Origin of the sequence: Methylorubrum thiocyanatum, from assembly GCA_014138645.1 — a bacterium.
GTDB classification, from domain to species: domain Bacteria; phylum Pseudomonadota; class Alphaproteobacteria; order Rhizobiales; family Beijerinckiaceae; genus Methylobacterium; species Methylobacterium thiocyanatum.
Genome location: JACJIB010000003.1, coordinates 643,287 through 668,678, shown reverse-complemented (window position 1 = coordinate 668,678; position 25,392 = coordinate 643,287). Strand labels below are relative to the sequence as shown.

Here is a 25,392-nt window from a genome sequence, read left to right as displayed (position 1 = left end):
TCAGCCGCGGGTCGGGACGGTGGCGCAGGCGCGAAGGCCGCTGCCGTTTCCGGTGAGCGACAGCGCGCCGCCGAGAGCCGCGAGCCGCGCCCGGATTCCGGCAAGGCCGCGGCCGGACGCCCCGGCGATGTGCGCGGGATCGCCCCCGCCGTCGTCGTCCACGACCAGCGTGATCGGCCGCCTTCCGGTCTCAATGCGCTGCAACCGCAGAAAAATCCGGCTCGGCCGCCCGTGCCGCAGGGCGTTGGTCAGGAGTTCCTGCGCGATCCGGTAGAGGCTCGCGGAGACCTGCGGCGACAAGCCCGCCCAATCGCCCATCACGTCGAGGTGAAGGCTCGGACCCGTCCGCAGCCGCGCCTGCCAATCCGAGACGAGGCTGCGAAGGCCCTCGCCCAGGCCGATGCCGGCGAGGTCTGGCAGTTCGAGCTGGGCCAGGGCCCCGCGCAGGCTCTCGCGCATGGCGCCGACGACCGCCTCGATGCCGGCGGCATCGGCGCGCAGATCCGCTCGCTCCTCCGGGACGCCGGCTTCGATGGCGGCGGCGAGCGCGCCCGCGGCGGCGAGGCATTGGCCGAAGGCGTCGTGCAGGTCGCGGGCGAGGCTCTGGCGCTCCTCCTCCTGGACCTGCACCAGCCGGCGCATCAGGTCCGTGCGCTCATCTTCGATGCGGGACAGGCGCCCGGCGAGGGCGTTGAACGCGGTGGCGATCCGATCGAACTCGGCGGTGCTGAAGCGCGGCAGGGGCGAAGGCGTGCGCCCGGCCTCGAAGCCATCGACGCCTTGGACGATCCGGGCCGCCGGTGCGACGAGCCGGGCGGCGGCAAGCCAGCCGAGGATCGCCGTGGTGCCGGCGAGCGACAGGGCGAGGCCGCTCGCGAACCGCACCTGCCGCCACGCCCGCCCCGCCGCGGCGATGGGGTCCGGCCAAGCCGCGACGCTGCCGAGGGAACGTCCACGGTAGACGATGTCTCGGATGACCGGTGTTGCCCCTGTCTCCGCCGCCAGGGCGCCCGCGAGCCAGGCCGGCGCCGTGCCGAGCCCGTCCCAGTCGCCGCAGAGTCGGCGCGGCGCCTCGGCGCCGAGGCGGATTTCGGCGCAGATGCCCGGCAGGATCATCAGAACGGTCGGTTCCGCCTGCGGCTCGGCGATCGGCAGGGCCGCCGGTCCGACGCTGCCGAGCCCCGGCTGCCGGGCGAGCCCTGCCGCGATCCGCCCCGCCGAGACCGCGGCCTCCTCGCGCAGACCGGTGCGCGCCTCCCACAGGGTCCAGGCGACGGCGCCGGTCAGGCAGAGCAGCGTCACGACCAGAAGGCGCAGGGCGAGATGCGCGGGCAGGCTCATCGGGGCAACCGGGCGTGGGACGTCCGCCGAATTGGCACCCTCCGCCGGTCAGGGCGCAAGGGGCGCCGGGCGCCGTCGGGAAAAATGCCCGGACTCCGCCGGGTGCGCTTCCCTGGGCGGCGGCGGTCCGGCTCGTCAGGATCACGGCTTCGATGTTCCGACACCGGACCCGCCGCCCATGCCTCTGCCGCTCACCCGCCGCTCCGTCCTCGCCGTGGGCGTCGGCCTGCCGCTCCTGCGGATCGTCGAGGCGCGGGCGGCGCCCGCCTCCGCCTATCGCGTCGGCGCCTTCTCCGTCACGCCGCTTCGCGACGGCCTGTTCCCGCTCCAGCCGAGCATGATCCCGGCCGCCGACGGCGAGGCCGGGCGCGCCCTTCTGGCGCAAGCCGGCCTCCCACCGGGCGGCCCCTCACCGGAGCCCGTCAACGCCTTCCTGATCCGGCATGGCCCCCGGCACTGGCTGCTCGATGCCGGCTGCGGAACCGTGTTCGGGCCGGGCTTCGACCGAGTCACGGCGGCGCTCGCGGCGGAAGGGGTCGGGCCCGATCAGATCGACACCGTGTGGCTGACCCATCTCCACGCGGACCATGCCGGCGGTCTGCTCACGAGCGACGGCGCCGCCCGCTATGCCCGGGCGGAGTTGGTGATTCAGGAGCGGGAGGCGGCCTTCTGGTCCGATGCCGGCGCCCGCGCTCGGGCGCCGGCCGCGATGGCCGTCTTCTTCGACACCGCGCAGGCGGTGCTGGCGGCCTATGCCGGCCGGGTGCGCCGCGTCTCCGGCGCGGCCGATCTCGCGCCCGGCGTCGCCTTCCTGCCGCTGCCGGGACATACGCCGGGCCATGCCGGCGTGCTGATCGAGGATGGGTCGGACCGGCTGCTGATCTGGGGCGACATCCTTCACTCCCGCATCCTGCAGATGCCGCATCCCGACTGGACCGTGATCTGGGATGCCGACCCGGCGGAGGCGGTCGCCACCCGCCGCCGGATCCTCGACCGCGCCGCCGGCGAGGGACTGGACGTCGCCGGAATGCATCTCGCGACGCGGGGCCGGATCGTCCGGGACGGGGCGGGCTACGTGTGGGAGGTGCGCGACCGCGCCGGACCCGAGGGCATCTCTCGCTGAAATGCTCCAGGCCCAACTAAAAGGGCCACCGCCTTTCGGCGATGGCCCCGTCTCGTTCGAAGCTGGTGCGGCTTAGCGCGGCAGGACGGTCGCGCCCATCAGTGCCTCGTCGATCGAGCGCGCGGCCTGTCGGCCCTCGCGGATCGCCCAGACCACCAGGGACTGGCCCCGGCGCATGTCGCCGGCGACGTAGATCTTCGGATTCGAGGTCAGGTAGTCCTCGTCGTTGGCGATGACGTTGTCGCGCTTGTCCATTGCGACGCCCGACTCCTCCAGCAGGCCCTTGCGCACCGAGCCGGCGAAGCCGATCGCCATGAAGACGAGGTCGGCCGGCAGCACGAACTCGCTGCCCTCGATCGGCTGGCGCCGCTCGTCCACGCGGGCGCAGACCACGCCGGTGAGCTGGCCCTTGCGGTTGCCCTCGAGCCGCAGGGTCGCGGCCTGGAACTCGCGCTCGGCGCCCTCGGCCTGGCTCGACGAGGTGCGCATCTTGGTCGGCCAGTAGGGCCACACCGTCAGCTTGTCCTCCCGCTCCGGCGGACGCGGGCGGATGTCGAGCTGGGTCACCGAGAGCGCGCCCTGGCGGAAGGCGGTGCCGACGCAGTCCGAGGCGGTGTCGCCGCCGCCGATGACGACGACATTCTTGCCGGCCGCCAGGATCGGCAGCTCGCCGTTGCCCGGCATCGGTTCGGCCCCGACCCGGCGGTTCGACTGCACGAGGTAGGGCATGGCGTAGTGCACGCCGTCGAGATCCTGGCCCGGCAGCTGCGGGTTGCGCGGCTCCTCGGCGCCGCCGCAGAACAGCACGGCGTCGAACTGGCTCGTCAGCTCCTCCAGCGGCACGTTCACGCCGACATTGGCCTTGTAGTGGAAGACGACGCCCTCGGCCTCCATCTGCTTCACGCGCCGGTCGATGTGGCGCTTCTCCATCTTGAAGTCGGGGATGCCGTAGCGGAGCAGGCCGCCGGCCTTGGGCTCGCGCTCGTAGACGTGCACGTCGTGGCCGACGCGGGCGAGCTGCTGCGCCGCGGCCATGCCGGCGGGGCCGGAGCCGATGACCGCCACGCGCTTGCCGGTGCGGGTCGCCGACGGCTCGGGCTTCACCCACCCATTGTTCCAAGCGCGGTCGGCGATCGCCTGCTCGATCGTCTTGATCGCGACCGGCTGGTTCTCGAGGTTGAGCGTGCAGGCTTCCTCGCAGGGCGCGGGGCAGATGCGGCCGGTGAATTCGGGGAAGTTATTGGTGGAGTGGAGGTTGCGCGAGGCCTCCTCCCAGTCCGACTGGTAGACGAGGTCGTTCCAGTCCGGGATCTGGTTGTGGACCGGGCAGCCGGTCGGCCCGTGGCAGAACGGGATGCCGCAATCCATGCAGCGCGCGGCCTGTTTCGACAGGTCGTGCTCGTCGAGCGGCAGCGTGAATTCGCGGAAGTGCCGAACGCGGTCGGCGGCGAGCTGATACTTCTGCTCCTGCCGGTCGTATTCGAGGAATCCTGTGACCTTGCCCATCGATCAGTCCAATCGCGCCGCTTTGCCTGTCGCGAAGAGCCCCCGTCGCACCGTCCGCACTTGATCGATCAGGGCCGGACCCAGTTCTCGATCGTAAGGTCGGTGAGCCGTTCGAACTCCCTCGTGTTGTCCGTCACCAGAACGCTGCCATCCGCCAGCGCCTGAGCCCCAATGAGCAGGTCGTTCGCACCGATCGGCGTCCCGGCCCGCTCCAGTCCGAGACGCAGTTCCGCATAGATCCGACCGAAAGGCTCACGCCATGGTTCGATCGGGATGGATCCGAGCACGGCCTCGACCTGTCGAGACAGCCGCTCCGAGCCCTTGCGCGCCGCGCCGTAGCGAAGTTCCGCCTCGACGATGACGCTCGTATAAACACGCGCCTCACCAACGCGCCGGATCTGCTCCGTCACCGGTCCCCTCGGCGAGCGGATCAGCGCCGAGAGCATGTTGGTGTCGAGCAGATACCGCATTCAGACTGCTCACAAAACTCCCGGTCACGAACGGTTCTCACGCTGGGCAAGACAGTGCAGCGGGAGTTTTGTGAGAAACACTTAGAGCCGGACGTCGTCCGGCACCGCGTCCTCGATCTCCGGCCAATCCTCGTCGAGATCGTCGAGGTTGCCGAGCACCGACAGGAGAGAGGGCACGGCGACCGGTTCGACCACGAGGCGGTCGCCCTCCGTGCGAAGGATCGCCTCGTCCCCGCCCAGCATGAACCCGGGCGGGATGTCGAGTCTCTGTCCGTTCGCAGTCCGGACGAGGCGTACACGCATCGTCGGCTCGGCCATCGCTGCCTTCCCTCCCTACTCCGCCGCCACCGGCATCCGCGCCATCTCCATCTCGCGCAGGGCCCGGCGGTACTCGACCGGCATCACCTTGACGAACTTGGTGCGGTAGCCCGCCCAGTCGTCGAGGATCTGCTTGGCCTTCGGAGAACCGGTGTACTTCAGGTGGTTGGTGAGAAGCTGCGACAGCCGCTCCTCGTCGTGGCCCGACATGTCGGCCAGGATGTCGACCCGGCCCTTGGTCTCCAGATCGCCGTCCTGGTGGAAGCGGCGCATGATGTCGTCCTCTTCCTCCACCGGCTCCAGATCGACCATCGACAGGTTGCAGCGGTCGCGGAACGAGCCGTCCTCGTCGAGCACGTAGGCGATGCCGCCGGACATGCCCGCCGCGAAGTTGCGGCCGGTCACGCCGATCGAAACCACCACGCCGCCGGTCATGTACTCGCAGCCATGGTCGCCCATGCCCTCGACCACGGTGATCGCGCCCGAGTTGCGGACGGCGAAGCGCTCGCCGGCCGCACCGCGGATGTAGCACTCGCCCGCGATCGCCCCGTAGAGCACGGTGTTGCCGGCCATGATCGTGCGGGCGGGGGGCGCCTTGAGCGCGTCGCTCGGACGGATGATCAGCTTGCCGCCCGACAGGCCCTTGCCGACATAGTCGTTGCCGTGGCCGGTCAGATCGAGGGTGACGCCCGCCGCGAGCCACGCGCCGAAGCTCTGCCCGGCGGTGCCGTTGAGCTTCACCACGATGGTGTCGTCGGGCAGGCCGTCATGGCCGTGCTTCTTCGCCACCGCACCCGAGAGCATGGCGCCCGCGGCGCGATCCGAGTTGCGGATCACGTCGGTGAGCACGACCGGCTCCCCGGTCTCGATCGCGTTCTCGGCCCCCGCGATCAGGCGGCGGTCGAGAACGGTGTCGATCGGGTGGTGCTGCGTCTCGACATGGCGGATCGCCACCTCCGGGCCGACGTCGGGCCGGTGGAACAGCTTCGAGAAGTCGAGGCCGCGGGCCTTCCAGTGCTCGATCGCCTCGCGCTTGTCGAGAAGGTCGGAGCGGCCGATCAGGTCCTCCAGCTTGGTGAAGCCCATCGACGCCATCAGCTCGCGCAGCTCTTCGGCCACGAAGAAGAAGTAGTTGATGACGTGTTCGGGCGTGCCCTTGAAGCGCTTGCGCAGCACCGGGTCCTGGGTGGCGACGCCCACCGGGCAGGTGTTGAGGTGGCACTTGCGCATCATGATGCAGCCGGCCGCGATCAAGGGCGCGGTCGAGAAGCCGATCTGGTCGGCGCCGAGCAGCACGGCGATCATCACGTCCTTGCCGGTGCGGATGCCGCCATCGGCCTGGAGCGCGACGCGGCCGCGCAGGCCGTTCATCACGAGGGTCTGCTGCGTCTCGGCCAGACCGGTCTCCCAGGGGCCGCCCGCGTGCTTGATCGAGGTGAGCGGGGCCGCGCCCGTGCCGCCATCGAATCCCGAGATCGTGATGTGGTCCGCACGCGCCTTGGCGACGCCCGCCGCGACCGTGCCGACGCCGACCTCGGACACCAGCTTGACCGAGATGTCGGCCGCCGGGTTCACGTTCTTCAGATCGAAGATCAGCTGCGCGAGGTCTTCGATCGAGTAGATGTCGTGGTGCGGCGGCGGCGAGATCAGGCCGACGCCCGGCGTCGCGTAGCGGACCTTGGCGATCTTGGCGTCGACCTTGTGACCGGGCAACTGGCCGCCCTCACCGGGCTTGGCGCCCTGCGCGACCTTGATCTGAACCATGTCGCCGTTGACGAGGTACTCGGTGGTCACGCCGAAACGGCCGGACGCCACCTGCTTGATCGCGGAGCGGCGCGAGCGCCCGTCCGGGCCGGTGATGAACCGGCGCGGCTCCTCGCCGCCTTCGCCCGAATTCGAACGACCGCCGAACGAGTTCATCGCGATGGCGAGCGTCTCGTGCGCCTCCTTCGAGATCGACCCATAGGACATGGCGCCCGTGGCGAATCGCTTGACGATCTCGGCGGCCGGCTCGACCGCCGAGATGTCCACCGGCTCGCGGCCGAGATCGGCGGCGGTCTTGATCCGGAACAGGCCGCGCAGGGTCTTGAGGTGGTTCTCCTGCTCGTTCACCAGCCGGGCATATTCGCGGTAGCGCTCGGCCGCGCCGAGGCGCACCGCGTGCTGCAGCGTGGCCACCGTGTCCGGTGTCCAGGTGTGGGTCTCGCCGCGCAGGCGGTAGGCGTACTCGCCGCCGACATCCAGCGCGTTGCGGTAGATCGGAGCGTCGCCGAAGGCGTCCTGGTGGCGAAGCGCCGTCTCCTGGGCGACCTCGGCCATGCCGATGCCCTCGACGGTCGTCGCCGTGCCGAAGAAGTCCTTGGCCACGAAGTCCGAGTTCAGGCCGATCGCGTCGAAGATCTGCGCGCCGCAATAGGACTGGTAGGTCGAGATGCCCATCTTGGACATGACCTTCAGCAGGCCCTTATCGATCGACTTGATGTAGCGGTAGATGATCTCGTCGTTGGTGAGATCCGGCGGGAACTCGTCCTTCATCGCGATGAGCGTCTCGAAGGCGAGGTACGGGTTCACCGCTTCCGCGCCGTAGCCCGCGAGGCAGGCGAAGTGATGCACCTCGCGCGGCTCGCCCGACTCGACCACGAGGCCGACCGAGGTGCGGAGCCCCTTGCGGATCAGGTAGTTGTGCACGGCCGCGGTCGCGAGCAGCGCCGGGATCGGGATGCGGTCCGGCCCCACCATCCGGTCGGACAGGATGATGATGTTGTAGCCACCGCGCACCGCGACTTCGGCCCGGTCGCACAGGCGATCGAGCGCGCCCTCCATCGCCGCCGCGCCGGATTCGGCCGCGTAGGTGATGTCGAGCGTCTTGGTGTCGAAGCGGTCCTCGAAATGCGAGATCGACCGGATCTTCTCCAGATCGCCGTTGGTCAGGATCGGCTGACGGACTTCGAGCCGCTTGCGGCGCGAGGCCCCCTCCATGTCGAGCAGGTTCGGGCGCGGGCCGATGAACGAGACGAGGCTCATCACGGCCTCCTCGCGGATCGGGTCGATCGGCGGGTTGGTGACCTGCGCGAAGTTCTGCTTGAAATAAGTGTAGAGCAGCTTCGGCTTGTCGGAGAGCGCCGAGAGCGGCGTGTCCGAACCCATCGAGCCGACCGCCTCCTGGCCGGTCACGGCCATCGGGGCCATGAGCAGCTTGAGGTCTTCCTGGGTGTAGCCGAAGGCCTGCTGGCGATCGAGCAGGGACACGTCGGTGCGCGAGGCGCGCGGCTGGATCGGGTGCAGCTCCTCCAGCACGATCTGGGTGTTCTTCACCCACTCGGCGTAGGGATGCGCCGAGGCCAGCTCGCCCTTGATCTCCTCGTCGGAGACGATGCGGCCCTTCTCCAGATCGATCAGCAGCATCCGGCCCGGCTGCAGGCGCCAGGACTGGACGATCTTCTCGTCCGGGATCGGCAGCACGCCCATCTCGGAGGCGAGCACGACGAGGCCGTCATCGGTGACGATGTAGCGGGCCGGGCGAAGGCCGTTGCGGTCGAGCGTCGCGCCGATCTGGCGGCCGTCGGTGAAGGCGACGGCGGCGGGGCCGTCCCACGGCTCCATCAGGGCGGCGTGGTACTCGTAGAAGGCGCGCCGCTCCTCGCTCATCAGCGGGTTGCCGGCCCAGGCCTCGGGGATGAGCATCATCATCGCGTGCGCGAGCGAGTAGCCGCCGGCCACGAGGAATTCGAGGGCGTTGTCGAAGCAGGCGGTGTCGGACTGGCCTTCGTAGGAGATCGGCCAGATCTTCGAGATGTCGTTGCCGAACAGCTCCGAATCGACGCTGGCCTGGCGCGCGGCCATCCAGTTCACGTTGCCGCGCAGCGTGTTGATCTCGCCGTTATGCGCGACCATCCGGTAGGGGTGCGACAGGCGCCAGGTCGGGAAGGTGTTCGTCGCGAAGCGCTGGTGGACGAGCGCCAGCGCCGAGACGAAGCGGGAATCCTTCAGGTCGAGATAGTAGTGGCCGAGCTGGTGCACGAGCACCATGCCCTTGTAGACGATGGTCCGGCTCGACACCGAGACGGGGTAGAATTCCATCAGCCGCTTGTCTTCGTGGCCGTAGACCTTCCCCGAGATCACCTTGCGGGCGATGTAGACGCGCCGCTCGAAGGCGTCCTGATCGGTGACGCTCGCCGGGCAGCCGATGAACAGCTGACGGTGATGCGGCTCGGTTTCCTTCACCGCCTTGCCGAGGTCGCTCGAATCCACCGGAACGTCGCGCCAGCCGAGAAGCGGCAGGCCCTCGTCGGCCAGCGTCTTCTCGACGATGGCCTCGATGGCGGCGCGGGCATCGGCCTCCTTCGGCAGGAAGAACTGGCCGATGGCGTACTGGCCGGCCGGCGGCAGCTCGAAGCCGAGGCGCGAGCATTCCTCCGAGAAGAAGCCGTGCGGGATCTGGGTGAGGATGCCGCAGCCGTCGCCCATGGTCGGGTCGGCACCGACCGCGCCGCGGTGGTCGATGTTCTCGAGGATCTTCAGACCCTGCTGGACGATGGTGTGGCTGCGCCGGTCATGCATGTCCGCGACGAAGCCGACGCCGCAGGCATCGCGCTCGTGGGCGGGGTCGTAGGCGCCCTGCGCCCGCGGCAGGGCCGGGTCGCGCAGGATCAGCGGCGCGGCGCCGGCGCGCGGGGGCGCAGCGGTCTCGCCGTCCAGGATCTCGCCGTTCACGACCGGCACCGACAGTTCAGACGGGATTTCACGCATCGTCCGCAGATCTCCGACCCTGCCCGCACGCGAGCATGTTTTATGCCCGAACACCATCGGTGCCCGGGCCGCCGCTTCATTTTTTCGAGTCGGGTCTGGTGGGGTGCTTCCTGCCGGAATCGCCCGCCAACCCGCGGGCTGAAGCCCCGGCTCCCTCAGCCGGCGCTCGCCCGGATCGCCTTGGCGATCGCCGGTTTGTCAGCTCGTTCGGACGTCACGTCGATCACGTGATGGATCCCCAAAGCTCGCCCGACGGCCAAGCACAACGAAAAGGTGAGTGCGACAAATGGGACAGTCTTGCTGTCCTATAGGCGGACGTTGCCAGATTTCATTCATTCCAGCAAGGGGCTGCCGGCCACCGCCGCCGGCCTTTTGAACATGCCTCGAATTCGCGCAGCGCACCCGAACGCCGATCACCGGCAGCGTGCCGACAAAGTGCCGACCAGCACCGCGGCGTCCCGATGCCCCTGGCAGGTTCCGGGCCGGTTCGCAATGTCGCCCCAATCAATCGTTTAGAAAACCTTGCCGGCACGGAGGGAATGCGGGGATCGCGTCTGCCGTGACGCCGGGGGACCCGCGGTCAACAGCGGGCTCCCGGGACCTTCCCTTCTGCGAGAGCTTGGTCCGAGAGGTCCCTATGGCTTCGAGCCGTCATGCCCCTGACCGTGTGATTGGCGTCATCGGCCGCGCCACGAGAGCGGCGCTGCGTCGCGGCCTTGGTCTCGGCCTCTCCGGCGCCCTCCTGACCGGACTCGGCCTGCAGGCCGCGGCCGCCCAGGGCTTCTACCGCGAAATCTATGGTCCGCCGCGGGCGGTCTTCTTCGAGGAGGACGGTCTGATGCCCCCGCGGGAGGTCGTCGACGACCTGCGCGACCGCGGCTTCAGCGAGATCGCCCGCCCCCGCTACGACGGACGCAACTACCGCGTGGAGGCGACGAGCCCGCGCGGTCAGCGAGTCCGACTCGTCGTCGACGCCCGCGAGGGCGACGTGATCGGGCGCGAGCCCCTCGGCGTCTACTACCCGTCCGACCGGGTGCGGCCGGCGGCGCCCGGCTACGGCTGGACCGAGGAAGACATGCGCCCGCGCCGCCCGATCCGCGAGGCGGAGCGCATCGTGCCGCCCGCCGACATCCCCTCCGTACCCGGCCTGCGCGGGGCTCCCCTCGGCGACGCGCGCGGGGCGCCGCGGGCGGAGCGCGTGACGCCGGCGGCCCGGCCCGAGGCCAATCCGCTCGGCCTCAACCCGGATGCGGCGGGCCGCCCGGAAGCGCCGCGGCGCGCCGCCGCCCGGACCGCGCCGACGCCCAAGCTGCCGTCCCAGGCTCGAATCGCCCCGGCCGCGCCGGAGCCCTCGCTCCGCTCCACGCCGTCCGGATCGCCCGCGATGACACCCGCGGCGAAGTCGGATGCGGCCAAGTCGGACGCCAAGCCCGACCCCAAGCCGGAGTCCCGGGAAGCCAAGGCGGTCGAGCCGAAGCTGAACGAGTCGAAGCCCGACGTGGGGAAGGCCGAGGCCGCCAAGCCTGACGCGAAGGAATCCGGCAGGGAGCCGACGAAGACGGCCGAGTCGAAGTCGGCGCCGGCCGCGGGCAAGGGGTGGCAGGATCCGCCGGCCGACGGTGCCCGCAAGAACGTGCGGGTGATCGGCGGGGCGACGGTCGTGCCCGGCGGTACGGGCGAGGCCGCCGGCAGCGACTGACGCGGGATCGGTCCCGGGGAGGCGGCGTCAGCCGCCTTCGCCGGCCAGGAGCAGCCGCTCGCGCCCCGAGAACACGGTCAGCGTGTCGGAGCGGGCGATGGCGCAGAGCGTCATGTCGTGGCAGCGCGCCCGCTCGATGGCGAGCGAGGTCGGGGCGGAGATCGCCACCAGCACCGAAGCGCCGAGGGTCGCGGCCTTCTCCGCCATCTCGAAGGAGCAACGGCTGGTGATGACGAGGAAGCCCTCGTCCGGCCGCACGCCCTCCCGCAGCAATGCGCCGATGCACTTATCCAGAGCATTGTGGCGCCCGACATCCTCGCGCACGGCGGCGAGCGTCCCGTCGAGGCCGGCCCAACCCGCGGCATGGACCGCGCGGGTCTCCCGGTTGAGGGTCTGGCGGTCGGACAGGGCGGTCAGTGCCGCCTGGATCGCCGCCAACGTCACCTGCGGCCCCTTGCCGGAGCGGGTCTTGGCGGTCGGCAGGGCCGCGAGATCCTCGATGCCGCAGACCCCGCAGCCCGTGCGACCGCTGATCGCGCGCTTGCGGGCGAGGTGCTCGCGCAACCGCCCCGGGGCGAGATCGACCAGGAGCCGCAGGCCGCCCTCGCCGGGCTCCACGGCGACGCTGCGGATCTCGTCGGGGGACTCGATCACGCCCTCGGTCAGGCTGAAGCCGTAGGCGAAATCCTCGAGGTCGGCCGGCGTCAGCATCATCACCGCGTAGGGGACGGTGCCGTAGACGACGTTGACCGGCATCTCGACGGCCAGCGCGCGGGCGTCGGGCCGCGCCTCGGGCGCATCGTAGGCGACGACGAGCGTTCCGACCCGGATCGAGGTCGCGGGCCGGTCGGCGGCGACGTCGTCCTGTAGCTCGCCTTGAGGTTTGCGGCTGAAGTCCAGCATCCGTATCCCCAGAAGCAGCCAGATTTACCGACGCGCAACCCTGATCCCGCGTCTAAGCGACGCTTGGCGGCGCTGTTGCGGTTGCGGTTTTACGATCAGTATGGTTCTACGTCGCGACCGCCCATCCGGCAGCGACATGGTCACGCCGGAACCGGCTAGGCCCGCGAAAAGGTCGGGCAGCCCTCGGATTTGCGACGCCGGTCGGCGAATTCAAGGGCAAACAAACCATAGGCACCAGGGGAGCCAAGCGGGGACATGCGGACGACGCAGGCGCAACATCGGTCATCGTGGGGGCTCGCCGCACTCGGCGTGTTCCTCGGTTCGTCCTCCTCCGCTCTCGCGGCCGGCATCGGTCAGCCCGAGCCGTGGCAGATGAGCCGTCAGGTTCCGGTCACGGCCGAGGCCGCAGACCTCCTCAATTTCGAGCACGGGCTGCACTGGCTCGCCTTCGCGATCTCGGTCTTCGTTCTCGCCCTGATTCTCTACTGCATCTTCAAGTTCAGTGAGAAGGCGAACCCGACGCCGTCGCGCACCACGCACAACACGGCGATCGAGGTGGCCTGGACCATCATCCCGGTCCTGATCCTCGTGGCGGTGGCGATTCCCTCGTTCCGCACCCTGCGCACCCAGCTCTCCGACCCGAAGGCCGACGTCGTGGTCAAGGTCGTGGGCCACGCGTGGTACTGGTCCTACGTCTACCCGGCCGAGGGCGACAAGGGCGGCTTCACCTTCGACGCCAACGTCGACGAGGAGCAGCAGCCGAAGCTGCTCGCCACCGACAACGACATGGTCGTGCCGGTGGGCAAGATCGTGAAGGTGCAGGTCACCTCCGACGACGTGATCCATTCCTGGGCGATCCCCTCCTTCGGCGGCAAGATCGACGCCATCCCCGGCCGCCTGAACCAGTGGTGGTTCAAGGCCGACCGCGAGGGCACCTATCACGGCCAGTGCTCCGAGCTCTGCGGCGCCCGTCACGCCTACATGCCGATCACCGTGCGCGTGGTCAGCGAGCAGGCCTATGCCGAGTGGCTGACCGAGGCGAAGACCAAGTACGCCGCCATCGACAACGGCGCGCGCCTCGCGGACGCCCGCTGACGCTTCACCGGGCCGGCGCAAGGCCGACCCGGATCTCCCTTCGCCAGAGGCGACAGACATCTGATTAAGGCAAGGATCGATGGCCACCGCCACAGCACATGCCGGGCATGACGCCCACCACGACCACAAGCCCTCCTTCTTCTCCCGCTGGTTCCTCTCGACGAACCACAAGGACATCGGCTCGCTCTACCTGATCTTCGCCTTCATGGCGGGCATCATCGGCGCGTTCCTGTCCTTCGGCATCCGCATGGAGATGGAGGAGCCCGGGCTCCAGTACTTCTCCAACCCGGCGACCTACAACGTGTTCGTCACCGGCCACGGCCTCATCATGGTGTTCTTCATGGTGATGCCCGCCCTCATCGGCGGCTTCGGCAACTGGTTCGTCCCGCTGATGATCGGCGCGCCGGACATGGCCTTCCCGCGGATGAACAACATCTCGTTCTGGCTGACGGTGTCGGGCTTCGCCTGCCTCCTCTGCTCGCTGTTCGTCGAGGGTTCGCCCGGCGCGACCGGCGCGGGCACCGGCTGGACCGTGTACCCGCCGCTCTCCTCCTCGGCCGGCCACCCCGGCCCGGCGGTCGATTTCGCGATCTTCTCGCTCCACCTCGCCGGTGCGGGCTCGATCCTCGGCGCGATCAACTTCATCACCACCATCCTCAACATGCGCGCCCCCGGCATGACGCTGCACAAGATGCCGCTGTTCGCCTGGGCCGAGCTGGTCACCGCCTTCCTGCTGCTCCTGTCGCTCCCGGTGCTCGCCGGCGCGATCACGATGCTGCTCACCGACCGTAACTTCGGCACCACCTTCTTCGATCCGGCCGGCGGCGGCGATCCGGTGCTCTACCAGCACCTGTTCTGGTTCTTCGGTCACCCCGAAGTGTACGTGATGATCCTGCCGGCCTTCGGCATCGTCTCGCACATCATCGCCACCTTCTCGCGCAAGCCCGTCTTCGGCTACCTCGCCATGGCCTACGCCATGGTCGCCATCGGCGTCGTCGGCTTCGTCGTGTGGGCCCACCACATGTACACCGTCGGCCTGTCGCTCCAGACGCAGTCCTACTTCGTCTTCGCGACCATGGTGATCGCGGTGCCGACCGGCGTGAAGATCTTCTCCTGGATCGCGACGATGTGGGGCGGTTCGATCCGCTTCACCGCGGCGATGCACTGGGCGGTGGGCTTCATCTTCCTGTTCACGGTCGGCGGCGTCACCGGCGTCGTGCTCGCGAACTCCTCGGTCGATAAGTACCTGCACGACACCTACTACGTCGTCGCGCACTTCCACTACGTGCTCTCGCTCGGCGCCGTGTTCATCATCTTCGCCGGTGTCTACTACTGGTTCCCGAAGATGACCGGCCACGTCATCCCGGAATGGGCGGGCAAGCTGCACTTCTGGCTGGCCTTCATCGGTGCGAACGTCCTGTTCTTCCCGATGCACTTCCTGGGTCTGGCCGGCATGCCGCGTCGCTACGCCGACTATCCGGAGGCCTTCGCCGGCTGGCACAAGGTCGCCACCCTCGGCGGTCACGTCTTCGCCCTCAGCATGGTCGTGTTCGTGATCGGCATCGTCCTGGCGTTCCGCTCCAAGACCCGCGCCGCGGACAATCCGTGGGGCGAGGGTGCCACCACCCTGGAATGGACCCTGTCTTCGCCTCCGCCCTTCCACCAGTTCGAGACGCTCCCGAAGATCGTCGACGAGCCGGCCCACTAAGGCGGCAAGAGCATCGTCCCGAAAGCTGCCCGCCGGCTTTCGGGAAGAGACGAGGCTCCACGAACAACGAGGATCGCGAGGACCGCCGAGGCGGTCCTCGCTCTTTCCCGGAGGCCTCCCGCGAGACCTCCCGCAAAGGGCGGCGCCACGAACGGCGCGATCCGAACACCTCAGAACAAGCGTCAGATCACGGTTCCCATGACGAGCCTGTCGAACAGCCTGAGTGCCGACGCCGGCCGCGCGTCGCTCGCCTCCGCCGCGGGCGGTGAGGTCTCCGACTTCTTCGCCCTGCTGAAGCCGCGGGTGATGGTGCTCGTGATCTTCACCGCGCTGGTCGGCATGGTCGTCTCCGACGCCACCGTGAACCCGGTGATCGCGGCGATCTCGCTGTTGATGATCGCGGTCGGGGCCGGCGCCTCGGGCTGCCTCAACATGTGGTGGGACGCCGACATCGACGCGCTGATGACCCGCACCGCCAAGCGGCCGATCCCGGACGGGCGCATTCGCCCCGACGAGGCGCTCGCGTTCGGCATCGTGCTCTCGGTCGGCTCGGTGCTGATCCTCGGGCTTGCCTCGAACTGGCTCGCCGCCGGGCTCCTCGCCTTCACCATCGTCTTCTACGCCGTGATCTACTCGATGTGGCTGAAGCGGGCGACGGCGCAGAACATCGTCATCGGCGGCGCCGCCGGCGCCCTCCCCCCGGTCGTCGGCCAGGCCGCGGTGACCGGCCATGTCGGCATCGAGTCGCTCGTGCTGTTTGCCATCATCTTCATCTGGACGCCGCCGCATTTCTGGGCGCTGGCGCTCGTGAAGAGCGGCGAGTATGCCCGCGCCGGCATCCCGATGATGCCGAACGTCGCCGGCCCCGATTCCACCCGCCGTCAGATCGTCTGGTACTCGCTGCTGCTCGCCCCGCTCGCTCTCGTGCCGGTCTGGCTCGGCTTCGGCGGCTGGCTCTATGCCGTGGTCGGCGTGCTCGGCGGTCTCGGCATGCTCGCGGGCGCGGTGCAGGTCTACCGGCTGCGCGAGGGCGAGCCCGAGCGCAAGGCGGCCATGGGCCTGTTCGCCTTCTCGATCCTCTACCTGTTCCTGCTCTTCTCGGCGCTGCTCGCCGAGCAGGGGCTCGGATTGTTCCGCGCGGTCGCAGCGTGAGGCCCGGCATGTCCGATCTGCCGGAAGGCGTGCGTCCCCTGACGCCGGAAGAGGCGAAGACTCGCCGCAAGCGCTCGATCGCCATCGCCCTGACGCTCGGCGCCCTGGTGTTGCTGTTCTTCGTGCTGACGATCGCCAAGCTCGGGCCGCAGGTCCTGCAGCGGCCGCTCTGAGGGCGTGAACCGATGACCGACGCGAAGGAGCAGCAGAAGCAGGCGACGCGCGGCGCGCGCTGGACCGTGATCGCCTGCGCCGGCGTGGTGCTCGGCATGGGCGGCCTCGCCGCCGTCTCCGCCCCGCTCTACTCCATGTTCTGCAAGGCGACGGGCTACGGCGGCACGCCGCTCGTCGGTGCCGCGCCCACGGCTGCGATGGGCGAGGCCCTGGCGCCGGTCTCGGTCCGCTTCGACACCAACGTGTCGAAGGCCCTCTCCTGGCGCTTCCAGCCGGAGCAGTCCCGCGTCGAGGCCGTGCCCGGCCAGACCGCGACCGTGTTCTTCAAGGTCACGAATACCGGCCCGGCGCCCTCGACCGGCATCGCCGTGTTCAACGTGCAGCCGGACTTGATGGGAAGCTACTTCGTCAAGGTGCAGTGCTTCTGCTTCGACGAGCACACGCTGCAGCCGGGCGAGTCGGCGGAATTCCCGCTGGTGTTCTACGTCGATCCGGCCCTGCGCAAGGACCCGGATATCGGCACGCTCTCGGAGATGACGCTGTCCTACACCTACTACCCCTCGAAGAACGGTTCGCCGGTGGCGGAGGCGCCTAAGCCCCGCACGACGACCAATTTTTGAGGGATCGCGCGGGCTCAAGCGTGACAATGGCTTGGCTGCCGAAGTAGACGGGTTTCAACCGAGGTCCGGTCGCGCCGGACCTCCAAGGCAACAGGGCCCGGCCGTCAGGCGGTGACGGGCAAGGGCTGAGGGAGAACCATTGCGATGGCCGGGGCGCACGCCAAGAACCACGACTACCACATCATCAACCCGAGCCCGTGGCCCTTGCTCGGCGCGTTCTCCGGGTTCCTGATGGCCTTCGGCGCCGTCTTCTGGATGAAGGGTCTCTCCGCCGGCGGCCTCGCCATCGGTCCCTACGTGTTCGGCGCCGGCACCCTCGGCGTGCTCTACACGATGCTGTCCTGGTGGCGCGACGTCACCCACGAGGCGAATTCCGGCGACCACACCCGCGTCGTCCAGCTCCATCACCGCTACGGCATGATCATGTTCATCGCCTCCGAGGTGATGTTCTTCGTGGCGTGGTTCTGGGCCTATTTCGAGGCCGCCCTCTACACCGCCGATCCGATCCAGCCCCAGCGCGTCGAGTTCACCGGCGGCATGTGGCCGCCGAAGGGCATCGAGGCGTTCGATCCCTGGCACCTGCCGCTCCTGAACACGCTGATCCTGCTCACCTCGGGCACCACCGTGACCTGGGCCCACCACGCCCTGCTGCACGGGGATCGCAAGGGCCTGAAGATGGGCCTGTGGCTCACCATCATCCTCGGCGTGCTCTTCACCGCCTGCCAGGCCTACGAGTATGCCCACGCCCATTTCGGCTTCTCGGGCTCGATCTACTCGGCGACCTTCTTCATGGCGACGGGCTTCCACGGCGCCCACGTCATCATCGGCACGATCTTCCTCGCCGTCTGCCTGCTGCGCGCCTATGCCGGCGACTTCACCCCGAAGCAGCATCTCGGCTTCGAGTTCGCCGCCTGGTACTGGCACTTCGTCGACGTGGTGTGGCTGTTCCTGTTCGCCGCCATCTACGTGTGGGGTGCGGGCGCCGGCGGCGGCGCTCACTGAGCCGGTCCGCATCGGCCGCCCTGCACGGGCGGCAACCCGGAAGGGCGGCGCGAGCCGCCCTTTTTTGCGTGCGGTGGGCCGCGCGGTACACCATACCGGCGGCCTGTGAGGAGCCTTCCGTGAACCGAATCGCCACGACCCCGCCCCCCTCCCCGTTTTCGACGGGCCTGCGCGGGCGCTGCCCGGCCTGCGGCGAGGGGCATCTGTTCCGCGGCTTCCTCGCCCTCAAGCCGGCCTGCGACGCGTGCGGCCAGGATTTCTCCGCCTTCGATTCCGCGGACGGTCCGGCCTTCTTCGTGATGTCGATCACCGGCTTTGTCGTGGCCGGCACGGCGCTCTGGATGGAGTTCACCTACGAGCCGCCGGTCTGGGTCCATGCGCTCGTCGCCGGCAGCCTCGCCATCGGCCTGAGCCTCGCTCTGGTGCGCCCGCTGAAAGGTGTGCTGGCGGCGGTCCAGTTCGCCAACAAGGCCGAGCAGGGACGTTTCCGCTAGTGGCTGCACTATCGGCAAGCGAGCGTAGCGCACGTCTGCGCAGTCTGTGGGCGCCGGGCCTCGCGACCCTGGTCTGCCTCGCGATCCTTCTCGGCCTCGGCGTCTGGCAGCTCGCCCGCAAGGGCGAGAAGGAGGCGCTGATCGCGCGCATCATCGAGCGCTCGCACGCCGAGCCGCCGGCCGCCCCGCCCCCCTTCGACGCCTGGGACGCCAAGGCCGATGAGTTCAGTCGGGTGCGCGCGCGGGGCACCTTCCTCCACGACCGGGAGACCCTGGTGCACGGACTGGCGCCGGGCGAGCCCGGCCGCGCGCTCCAGGGATTCTACGTCCTCACGCCGCTCAAGCGCGACGACGGCACGACGATCCTGATCAACCGCGGCTTCATCCCGACCGAGCTGAAGCGCCCCGAGGACCGCGCCGCCGGCCAGGTGAAAGGCGAGGCAACGGTGACCGGCATGCTGCGGGCAAGTGAGGCCCGCGGGCTGTTCGTGCCGGAATCCGATCCGAAGCGCGACGCGTGGTTCACCCGCGACATCGCCGGTATCGCGGCCGCGCGCGACCTGACGAACGTCGCCCCCTACCTGATCGAGGCCGATGCCACGCCGAACCCCGGCGGCTGGCCCCGCGGCGGTCAGCTTCGGGTCGATCTGCCCAACAACCACCTGCAATACGCCTTCACGTGGTTCGGCATCGCCGCCTGCCTGATCGGCGTCTTTTCCGTTTTCGCATGGCGGCGGTTGCACGATCCGGCGGAGCCGAAGGCGGGGTGACGGCGTTGGCCCGCGTCATGCTCCGGTGAGGGCTGGCCGGGCGGGACACCAAGCCTCCCGCCGCGAGCGATGCGGAGTGCCCGCGATGCGCCATGTTGCCGTCCTGCTCCTTCTCGTCCTGACGTCCGGACCGGTCCGGGCCGACGACGCGGCCCGCGGGCGTGCCCGCGCCGCCATCGAGCGGCAGATCGAGGCGTTCCGCCGCAACGACGCGGCGGCGGCCTATGCCGAGGCCGCGCCGCAGATCCGCAACCTCTTCCCCTCGGCCGAGACCTTCATCGCCATGGTGGCCAAGGGCTACGCCCCGGTCCTGCGCCCGCGCAGCTACCGCTTCGAGACGGCCCGTGAGACCGCCGAGGACGAGATCGCCCAAGGGGTGAGCCTTCAGGACGAGGCCGGCTTCGACTGGATGGCGCTCTACACGCTGCAGCGCCAAGCCGACGGCGAGTGGCGCATCACCGGTTGCCAGCTCAAGAAGGCACCGGGCGAGGCGATCTGAGTTCGAAGTCCCGGAATTCGTCACCGGCTCCGCTTCGACATGGCCGAATCGATCGTGTAGAGGGGGCGCCTTCCCGGAGGCATCCTTGCTGCACGTCTCGACCCGCGGCGCCGCCGCGCCCTTGAGCTTTTCCGATGCGCTGCTCGCCGGCCTCGCCCGCGACGGCGGCCTGTACGTGCCCGAGAGCTGGCCGCAGCTCGACCGCGACACGATCGCGGGCTTTGCCGGCCGGCGCTACGCGGAAGTGGCCAAGCGCGTGCTGCGCCCGCTCATCGACGGCGAGATCCCGGACGAGGCCCTCGATCGCATGATCGAGGACGCCTATTCGACGTTCCGCCATCCGGCGATCGCCCCGCTCACGCAGCTCGACGACAACCTGTTCCTGATGGAGCTGTTTCACGGGCCGACGCTCGCGTTCAAGGACGTGGCGATGCAGCTCCTCGGGCGGCTGATGGATTACGTGCTGCGCCAGAAGGGCGCCCGCGCCACCATCGTCGGCGCCACCTCGGGCGACACCGGCAGCGCGGCGGTCGAGGCGTTCAAGGGGCTCGATCAGGTCGATGTCTTCATCCTGTTCCCGCATGGCCGCGTGTCGGAGGTGCAGCGGCGGCAGATGACGACGGTCAATGCGCCGAACGTCCACGCGCTGGCGATCGACGGCAATTTCGACGATTGCCAGAACATCGTGAAGGCGATGTTCCAGCACGGCGACTTCGCCGACCGGGTGAAGCTCTCGGGCGTCAACTCGATCAATTGGGCCCGCGTCGCGGCGCAGACCGTCTACTACTTCACCAGCGCAGTCGCTCTTGGCGCCCCGCATCGCAAGGTCTCGTTCGCGGTGCCGACCGGAAATTTCGGCGACATCCTCGCCGGCTGGGTCGCCAAGCGGATGGGCTTGGCCGTCGAGCGGCTGATGATCGGCACCAACGCCAACGACATCCTGGCCCGCACCCTGGAGCACGGCGCCTACGAGCCGCGCGGCGTGCAGCCGACCACCTCGCCGTCGATGGACATCCAGATTTCCTCGAACTTCGAGCGGCTGCTGTTCGAGGCGCTCGACCGCGACGCCTCGGCGCTCGGGCGGCTGATGGCCGGCCTGAAGCAGTCGGGCGGCTTCACGCTGAGCCCCGACGTCCTGGCCAGTGTACGCGAGGAGTTCGACGCGGCCGCCGTGCTTGAGACCGATGTCGCGGACGAGATCGCCGGCACCTACCGCAGGACCGGCATGGTGCTCGATCCCCACAGCGCCATCGGCGTGCGCGCCGGGCGCAAGCTGCTCGAGAAGGATCCGGCGACGCCGGTGGTGGCGCTCGCCACAGCGCACCCGGCCAAGTTCCCCGACGCGGTCTCGCAGGCGACCGGCGCCGGGCGCCCGGTGCTTCCGCCGCACCTCGCCGACCTGATGACCCGACCGGAGACCGTGGCGAATCTGGCCAATGATCAGGCCGCGATCGAGCGCTACATCACGGAGCATGCCCGAATCACGCGCGGCGCCTGAGGTGAAATGAACCAGCACTTCTCGACCTTCGGCGCCTCGCCGGGCCTCACCGTCAGCCGCCTCGACAACGGCCTGACCGTCGCCACCGAGACCATCCCCGGCGTCGCCACGGCGACGCTCGGTGTCTGGGTCGGGGCGGGCTCGCGGCACGAACGGCCGGACGAGCACGGGCTCAGCCACCTCATCGAGCACATGGCGTTCAAGGGCACGGCGACGCGCTCGGCCCGCAAGATCGCCGAGGACATCGAGAATGTCGGCGGCGAGATCAACGCCGCCACCAGCACCGAGAGCACGAGCTACACCGCGCGGGTTCTCGGCGAGGATGCGGGCGTGGCGCTCGACGTGCTCGGCGACATCCTCACCCGCTCGGTGTTCGATGCCGGCGAACTCGCCCGCGAGAAGGGCGTGATCCTCCAGGAATACGCGGCGGTCGAGGATACGCCCGACGACGTGGTCTACGACGCCTTCATCGAGACCGCCTTCCCCGATCAGCCGATCGGCCGGCCGATCCTGGGCCGGCCCGAGACGATCCAGAGCTTCGACCGCGCGGCGATCGAGGCCTACATCGCCCGCGAATACGTGCCCGAGCGCATGGTTCTGGCCGCCGCCGGGGCGGTGGAGCATGCCGAGATCGTCGAGGCGGCCGAGCGCCATTTCGGCGGCCTGAAATCCGTCGAGGCGCCCGCGGTCGTGGCCGGCATCTATGGCGGTGGCGAGCGGCGGATGCAGAAGCGGCTCGAACAGGCCAACCTCGTGCTCGGCCTGCCCGGCCTCTCCTTCCGCGACGAGGGCTACTACGCGCTGCACCTGTTCTCCCAGGTGCTCGGCGGCGGCCTGACCTCGCGGCTCTGGCACGAGGTGCGCGAGACCCGCGGGCTCGCCTACGACATCCAGGCCTTCCACTGGCCGTTCAGCGATTGCGGCCTGTTCGGCATCGGTGCCGGCACGTCGGGCGCGGATCTGGCCGAACTCGTCGATGTCACCATCGCCACCACCCGCGAGACGGCGGAGCGCCTCGACGCGGCCGAACTCGCCCGCGCCAAGGCGCAGCTCAAGGTCTCGCTGCTGACCGCCCTGGAAACGCCGGGCGGACGCATCGAGCGCAACGCCCGCCAGCTCCTCGCCTGGGGCCGGGTGATCCCGCCGCAGGAGCTGATCGCCAAGGTCGACGCGGTCGAGGTCGAGCACGTGCGCGCCGCCGGCCGCACCCTGCTGCAGGGCGCGCCGACGCTCGCCGCCATCGGCCCGGTGAAGGGGCTGCCGCCGCTGCCGCGCGTCGCGGCGGCCCTTCAGGCAGCCTGACGGCGCTCTAACTCGACACCTGAATCCCGATGCCCGGAGAGGCGTCGGCCGGCCCGATCAACGGCAAAAAACCCCGCCATGAATCCCGTCGCCGTCGCGACCATGCTCGGCATCGCCCTCGGCTTCTTCGGCCTGCTCGCCTACGCGCTGACCGTGGGCGAGGCGTGGCTGCTCGCCGTCCTCGCCATCGTCGCGATCGGCGTGTTCGTGCGCTGGGGGGAGTAGGCGCTGCCGCCCTCGATGCGCGGCCCTGAACCGGTCACCCGGTCAAGACGTCACTTCTCCTCCAGCGCCGGGCCTCGCGTCGCGTCCGGCCCCTGCCCCGTCCCGGCGAGCGGACCGACCGTGACCGGCTGACCGGAGCGGGCGGCCGCGTAGATCGCCTCCATCAGGATCATGTCCTGCAGGCCCTCCTCCCCGGGCGTGCGCGGGCGGCGATCGCCGAGGATGCACTCGGCCATGTGGTCGAGTTCGAGCGCGAACTGGTTCTTGTGGGTCAGCACCGGCTCGTCGCGCTGCACGTGGCCGCCGTCGCGGTGGGCGACCGTGAGGCGCTGGCCGCGATAGGCGAAGGCGTTGGCTAGGTCGAGCGAGCCGCCGGTGGTGTGGACCCGGAGCGACCGGCTCTCGTGGACGCCGTAGCTGGTGCCGCATTGCGCGATCACGCCGGAGGGGAAGCGCATCGTGAAGGCGACGCTCTCCTCGACCTCCTTGAAGCGCGGGTCGTTCTCCGGCGTGACGATCTGCGCCTGGATCGAGACCGGCTCCTCGTCGAGCAGGGCCCGCACGCCGTTGAGGCAGTAGAGGCCGATATCGGGAAGCGCGCCGCCGCCCGCGAGCGCCTTGCGCAGGCGCCACTGCTCGGGCAGCGCCGTGGTCTGGCCGTTGAAGGCCTCGACCATCTTCACCCGCCCGAACTCGCCGGAGCGGGTGAGCCGCACCACCTCGCGGTTGAACGGCTCGTACTGGCAGCGATAGGCGATCATCAGCTTGACGCCGGCCTTCTTGCAGGCCTCGACCATCTCCTGCGCCTCGGCCGAGCTGTTGGCCATCGGCTTCTCGCACAGCACGTGCTTGCCCGCCGCCGCCGCGGCCAAGACGTTGTCCCGGTGCAGGCCGTTCGGCGTGACGATATAGACCGCCTTGACCGCCGGGTTGGCCTTCAGCCGGTCCCACTGGTCGTAGCCGTAGATCGCCTCCTCCGGAATGCCGTACTGCGCCGCCGTGAGCCGCGCCTTGTCGGGCGAGCCCGACATCAGCGCGACGGGCTTGGCCTTCTTCGCCTCGCCGAAGGCCGGCAGGATCTCCTCCAGGCTCAGGCGGCCGAGTCCGACGATGGCGAAGCCGACCCGCTCGGAGGGCGGCATCGGCGCGGGCGGCGGCGGGGGCGGTGCGTCGCCGGCATCGCGCCAGTTCGGGAACACGATCCGGCCGCCCTGGACCGCGCCGGTATCGGCCGGCACCGACGGGCCCGGCGGGCCGGAGGCGGCCCGCGCCCCTCCGCCGAGGCCGAGGGCCGCGCCGGTCAGGCCGGCGGTCCCTGCGAGGAGGAGGCGCCGGGACAGTCGGAGGTCGTCGTTCATGAAAGGATTTCCGGCCTTGCTCTCTACGAGGCCGGAACGCCTCAGCCCGGCGTGGCGGTTCCTTTGATCTGGCCCGGGCCGGTCGACGCAGGCGTCGGATCGGGATCCTCCACCTCGCCCCGGCGCTGGAGTTGGAGCGCGACGAACCAGCACAGGGCCGCCCAGGCGGCGCCGACGCACCAGCCCGCGAGCACGTCGCTCGGCCAGTGCACACCGAGATAGACGCGGCTGATGCCGACCAGCACCGTCATGCTGATGCCCAGCACCAGCAGCAGCGCCTTGACGCTGCGCCGCCGCTCGACGCGGGCGAGCAGCGTCGCGAGGGTGAGGTAGGCGATCGCCGACATCATCGCGTGGCCGGAGGGGAAGCTCGCCGTGAACACCTCCATGCCGTGCGGCACGAGGTCGGGCCGCGGGCGGTGGTAGAACAGCTTGAGCACCGTCGAGACCGCCTCGCCGCCGCCGACCGCGGCGAGCACGAACACCGCGACGCGCTTTCGGCCGGACAGCGCGAGGTAGATCACCGCCGCCGCCGTGAGGAAGACGATGGTGACGACGCTGCCCCAGCCGGTGATGTCGCGCATCGCTTCCTCGAGCCAAGCCGGTCCGAGCGGGTCGGACAGGTCGGCGGGGTTGCGCAGGGAGAGCAGGATCTTGCGGTCGAGGGCGGCGGTCGAGCCCTCGCCGACTTCGCGGGCAAGCGCGAAGAAGCCGTAGCCGAGGGTGCTGACGAGAAGCAGCGAGACCAGCGGCCCGACCTCGTTGAGGTGGAGCCGCAGCCACACCGCGGAGGAGCGGCGCCAGAGGGCGCCGCCGCCGGTGCGTGCGATACCGGGCAGTCTCATGCCGCATCCCCGAATGCGATGGTCGCGACCCGCTCCCACGGGCCGCCGAGGTAACGCCATAGCAGCACGCCCGGTGCGCGGAAGTGCGAAGGCTCGAAACTCTGGCTCAGCGCGGCATGCAGGGCGCGGGCTTTTTCAGGGCTGACCTTGTTCTGGACGGTGATGTGGGGGCGCCAGCCCTGCCGATCCTGGGCCGTCAGATCATCGCGGAACGCCGCCGCGACCCGACCGCGGAAGGCGGACAGGGCCTCCGATTCCAGCGCGTAGGCGACGCCGCGCCCGGTGAAGCGCACCCCCGTCACGGCGACCTCCGGCAAAGCCTCCGACCGGGCCAGCGCGGTCACCGCCTCGGTCACGCCCGCCGCGTTGTCGCCCGGCAGGTGGTGGAACAGCGTGGCGTGGGCGGGGATGTGGTTCAGCGCCTCGGGGAAATGCCGCCGCCTCAAGCCGTCGAAGGTGGCGAAGGCCGCCTCGTCCATCTGCAGCGTCAGGATCAGCGGGGCGGGCTCGGGCAACGCTTCGGACTCTCAAGGTCAGGCCG

Annotated in this window: 23 protein-coding genes; 14 read left to right on the top strand and 9 right to left on the bottom strand. The window is 69.8% G+C overall.

Features of this window, described 5'->3' with window-relative positions:
* On the bottom strand, positions 1-1,341 hold the full coding sequence (locus HNR51_RS10740; RefSeq protein WP_182554913.1) for a sensor histidine kinase: 1,341 nt from the start codon (positions 1,339-1,341) through the stop codon (positions 1-3).
* 178 nt (positions 1,342-1,519) lie between these two features.
* Between HNR51_RS10740 and HNR51_RS10735 the strand changes: the two genes are divergently transcribed.
* Positions 1,520-2,464, top strand: coding sequence for an MBL fold metallo-hydrolase (locus HNR51_RS10735; protein WP_182554912.1), 945 nt, complete (start codon positions 1,520-1,522; stop codon positions 2,462-2,464).
* Between the two features lie 72 nt (positions 2,465-2,536).
* Here the strand turns inward: HNR51_RS10735 and HNR51_RS10730 are convergent, their stop codons facing one another.
* From HNR51_RS10730 to gltB, 4 genes are all read right to left on the bottom strand, one after another.
* Positions 2,537-3,970 (bottom strand): glutamate synthase subunit beta, encoded by a 1,434-nt coding sequence (locus HNR51_RS10730; RefSeq protein ID WP_182554911.1) that lies wholly within the window; start codon positions 3,968-3,970, stop codon positions 2,537-2,539.
* A 68-nt stretch (positions 3,971-4,038) separates the two neighbouring features.
* Positions 4,039-4,440 (bottom strand): type II toxin-antitoxin system VapC family toxin, encoded by a 402-nt coding sequence (locus tag HNR51_RS10725; RefSeq protein WP_182554910.1) that lies wholly within the window; start codon positions 4,438-4,440, stop codon positions 4,039-4,041.
* Between the two features lie 81 nt (positions 4,441-4,521).
* Positions 4,522-4,758: an antitoxin gene (locus HNR51_RS10720; protein ID WP_012455331.1), complete on the bottom strand. Its 237-nt coding sequence runs from the start codon at positions 4,756-4,758 to the stop codon at positions 4,522-4,524.
* A gap of 15 nt (positions 4,759-4,773) precedes the next feature.
* Entirely contained in the window at positions 4,774-9,507 is a 4,734-nt protein-coding gene (gene gltB / locus HNR51_RS10715) for a glutamate synthase large subunit (RefSeq protein ID WP_141952254.1), read from the bottom strand.
* Positions 9,508-10,144: 637 nt separating this feature from the next.
* On the opposite strand from gltB, the gene HNR51_RS10710 reads away from it, so the two are divergent.
* Positions 10,145-11,206 carry a hypothetical protein gene (locus HNR51_RS10710; protein WP_182554909.1) on the top strand — a complete coding sequence of 354 codons (1,062 nt, stop codon included), beginning with the start codon at positions 10,145-10,147 and terminating at the stop codon, positions 11,204-11,206.
* Positions 11,207-11,233: 27 nt separating this feature from the next.
* Here HNR51_RS10710 and fdhD read toward each other — a convergent pair whose 3' ends face one another.
* A complete protein-coding gene (gene fdhD, locus HNR51_RS10705) occupies positions 11,234-12,109 on the bottom strand; it encodes a formate dehydrogenase accessory sulfurtransferase FdhD (protein WP_182554908.1) in 876 nt (291 codons plus the stop codon).
* Positions 12,110-12,364: 255 nt separating this feature from the next.
* On the opposite strand from fdhD, the gene coxB reads away from it, so the two are divergent.
* The 12 genes from coxB to HNR51_RS10645 all read left to right on the top strand — a co-directional run bounded on the left by coxB (position 12,365) and on the right by HNR51_RS10645 (position 22,648).
* The gene (coxB, locus tag HNR51_RS10700; protein ID WP_152277609.1) at positions 12,365-13,204 is read left to right on the top strand and encodes a cytochrome c oxidase subunit II; all 840 of its coding nucleotides are present in this window, start codon (positions 12,365-12,367) and stop codon (positions 13,202-13,204) included.
* A 79-nt stretch (positions 13,205-13,283) separates the two neighbouring features.
* A complete protein-coding gene (ctaD, locus tag HNR51_RS10695; protein WP_012455326.1) occupies positions 13,284-14,912 on the top strand; it encodes a cytochrome c oxidase subunit I in 1,629 nt (542 codons plus the stop codon).
* A gap of 198 nt (positions 14,913-15,110) precedes the next feature.
* Complete coding sequence (locus tag HNR51_RS10690) at positions 15,111-16,064, top strand: heme o synthase (protein ID WP_012455325.1); 954 nt, start codon at positions 15,111-15,113, stop codon at positions 16,062-16,064.
* An 8-nt stretch (positions 16,065-16,072) separates the two neighbouring features.
* Positions 16,073-16,237 (top strand): cytochrome c oxidase system small membrane protein, encoded by a 165-nt coding sequence (locus tag HNR51_RS10685; protein ID WP_012455324.1) that lies wholly within the window; start codon positions 16,073-16,075, stop codon positions 16,235-16,237.
* A gap of 12 nt (positions 16,238-16,249) precedes the next feature.
* Entirely contained in the window at positions 16,250-16,858 is a 609-nt protein-coding gene (locus tag HNR51_RS10680) for a cytochrome c oxidase assembly protein (RefSeq protein WP_182554907.1), read from the top strand.
* Positions 16,859-17,002: 144 nt separating this feature from the next.
* Positions 17,003-17,860, top strand: coding sequence for a cytochrome c oxidase subunit 3 (locus HNR51_RS10675; protein WP_012455322.1), 858 nt, complete (start codon positions 17,003-17,005; stop codon positions 17,858-17,860).
* A gap of 119 nt (positions 17,861-17,979) precedes the next feature.
* On the top strand, positions 17,980-18,354 hold the full coding sequence (locus HNR51_RS10670; RefSeq protein WP_182554906.1) for a DUF983 domain-containing protein: 375 nt from the start codon (positions 17,980-17,982) through the stop codon (positions 18,352-18,354).
* Positions 18,354-19,124 carry an SURF1 family protein gene (locus HNR51_RS10665; protein ID WP_182554905.1) on the top strand — a complete coding sequence of 257 codons (771 nt, stop codon included), beginning with the start codon at positions 18,354-18,356 and terminating at the stop codon, positions 19,122-19,124. The genes HNR51_RS10670 and HNR51_RS10665 overlap by 1 nt, the downstream gene beginning before the upstream one ends.
* 85 nt (positions 19,125-19,209) lie before the next feature.
* Positions 19,210-19,623, top strand: coding sequence for a DUF4864 domain-containing protein (locus tag HNR51_RS10660; protein WP_012455319.1), 414 nt, complete (start codon positions 19,210-19,212; stop codon positions 19,621-19,623).
* A gap of 85 nt (positions 19,624-19,708) precedes the next feature.
* Positions 19,709-21,121 (top strand): threonine synthase, encoded by a 1,413-nt coding sequence (gene thrC / locus HNR51_RS10655; RefSeq protein ID WP_182554904.1) that lies wholly within the window; start codon positions 19,709-19,711, stop codon positions 21,119-21,121.
* Between the two features lie 6 nt (positions 21,122-21,127).
* On the top strand, positions 21,128-22,423 hold the full coding sequence (locus tag HNR51_RS10650; protein ID WP_152277603.1) for a M16 family metallopeptidase: 1,296 nt from the start codon (positions 21,128-21,130) through the stop codon (positions 22,421-22,423).
* A gap of 78 nt (positions 22,424-22,501) precedes the next feature.
* On the top strand, positions 22,502-22,648 hold the full coding sequence (locus tag HNR51_RS10645; RefSeq protein ID WP_012455316.1) for a hypothetical protein: 147 nt from the start codon (positions 22,502-22,504) through the stop codon (positions 22,646-22,648).
* A 50-nt stretch (positions 22,649-22,698) separates the two neighbouring features.
* Here the strand turns inward: HNR51_RS10645 and HNR51_RS10640 are convergent, their stop codons facing one another.
* Genes HNR51_RS10640 through HNR51_RS10630 form a run of 3 tightly spaced genes read right to left on the bottom strand, consistent with a single transcriptional unit; the run spans position 22,699 to position 25,366 of the window.
* On the bottom strand, positions 22,699-24,006 hold the full coding sequence (locus HNR51_RS10640; RefSeq protein WP_182554903.1) for a Gfo/Idh/MocA family protein: 1,308 nt from the start codon (positions 24,004-24,006) through the stop codon (positions 22,699-22,701).
* A 41-nt stretch (positions 24,007-24,047) separates the two neighbouring features.
* Complete coding sequence (locus HNR51_RS10635; protein WP_182554902.1) at positions 24,048-24,851, bottom strand: phosphatase PAP2 family protein; 804 nt, start codon at positions 24,849-24,851, stop codon at positions 24,048-24,050.
* Positions 24,848-25,366: a 2'-5' RNA ligase family protein gene (locus HNR51_RS10630; protein WP_182554901.1), complete on the bottom strand. Its 519-nt coding sequence runs from the start codon at positions 25,364-25,366 to the stop codon at positions 24,848-24,850. The genes HNR51_RS10635 and HNR51_RS10630 overlap by 4 nt, the downstream gene beginning before the upstream one ends.
* Between the last annotated feature and the right edge of the window lie 26 nt (positions 25,367-25,392).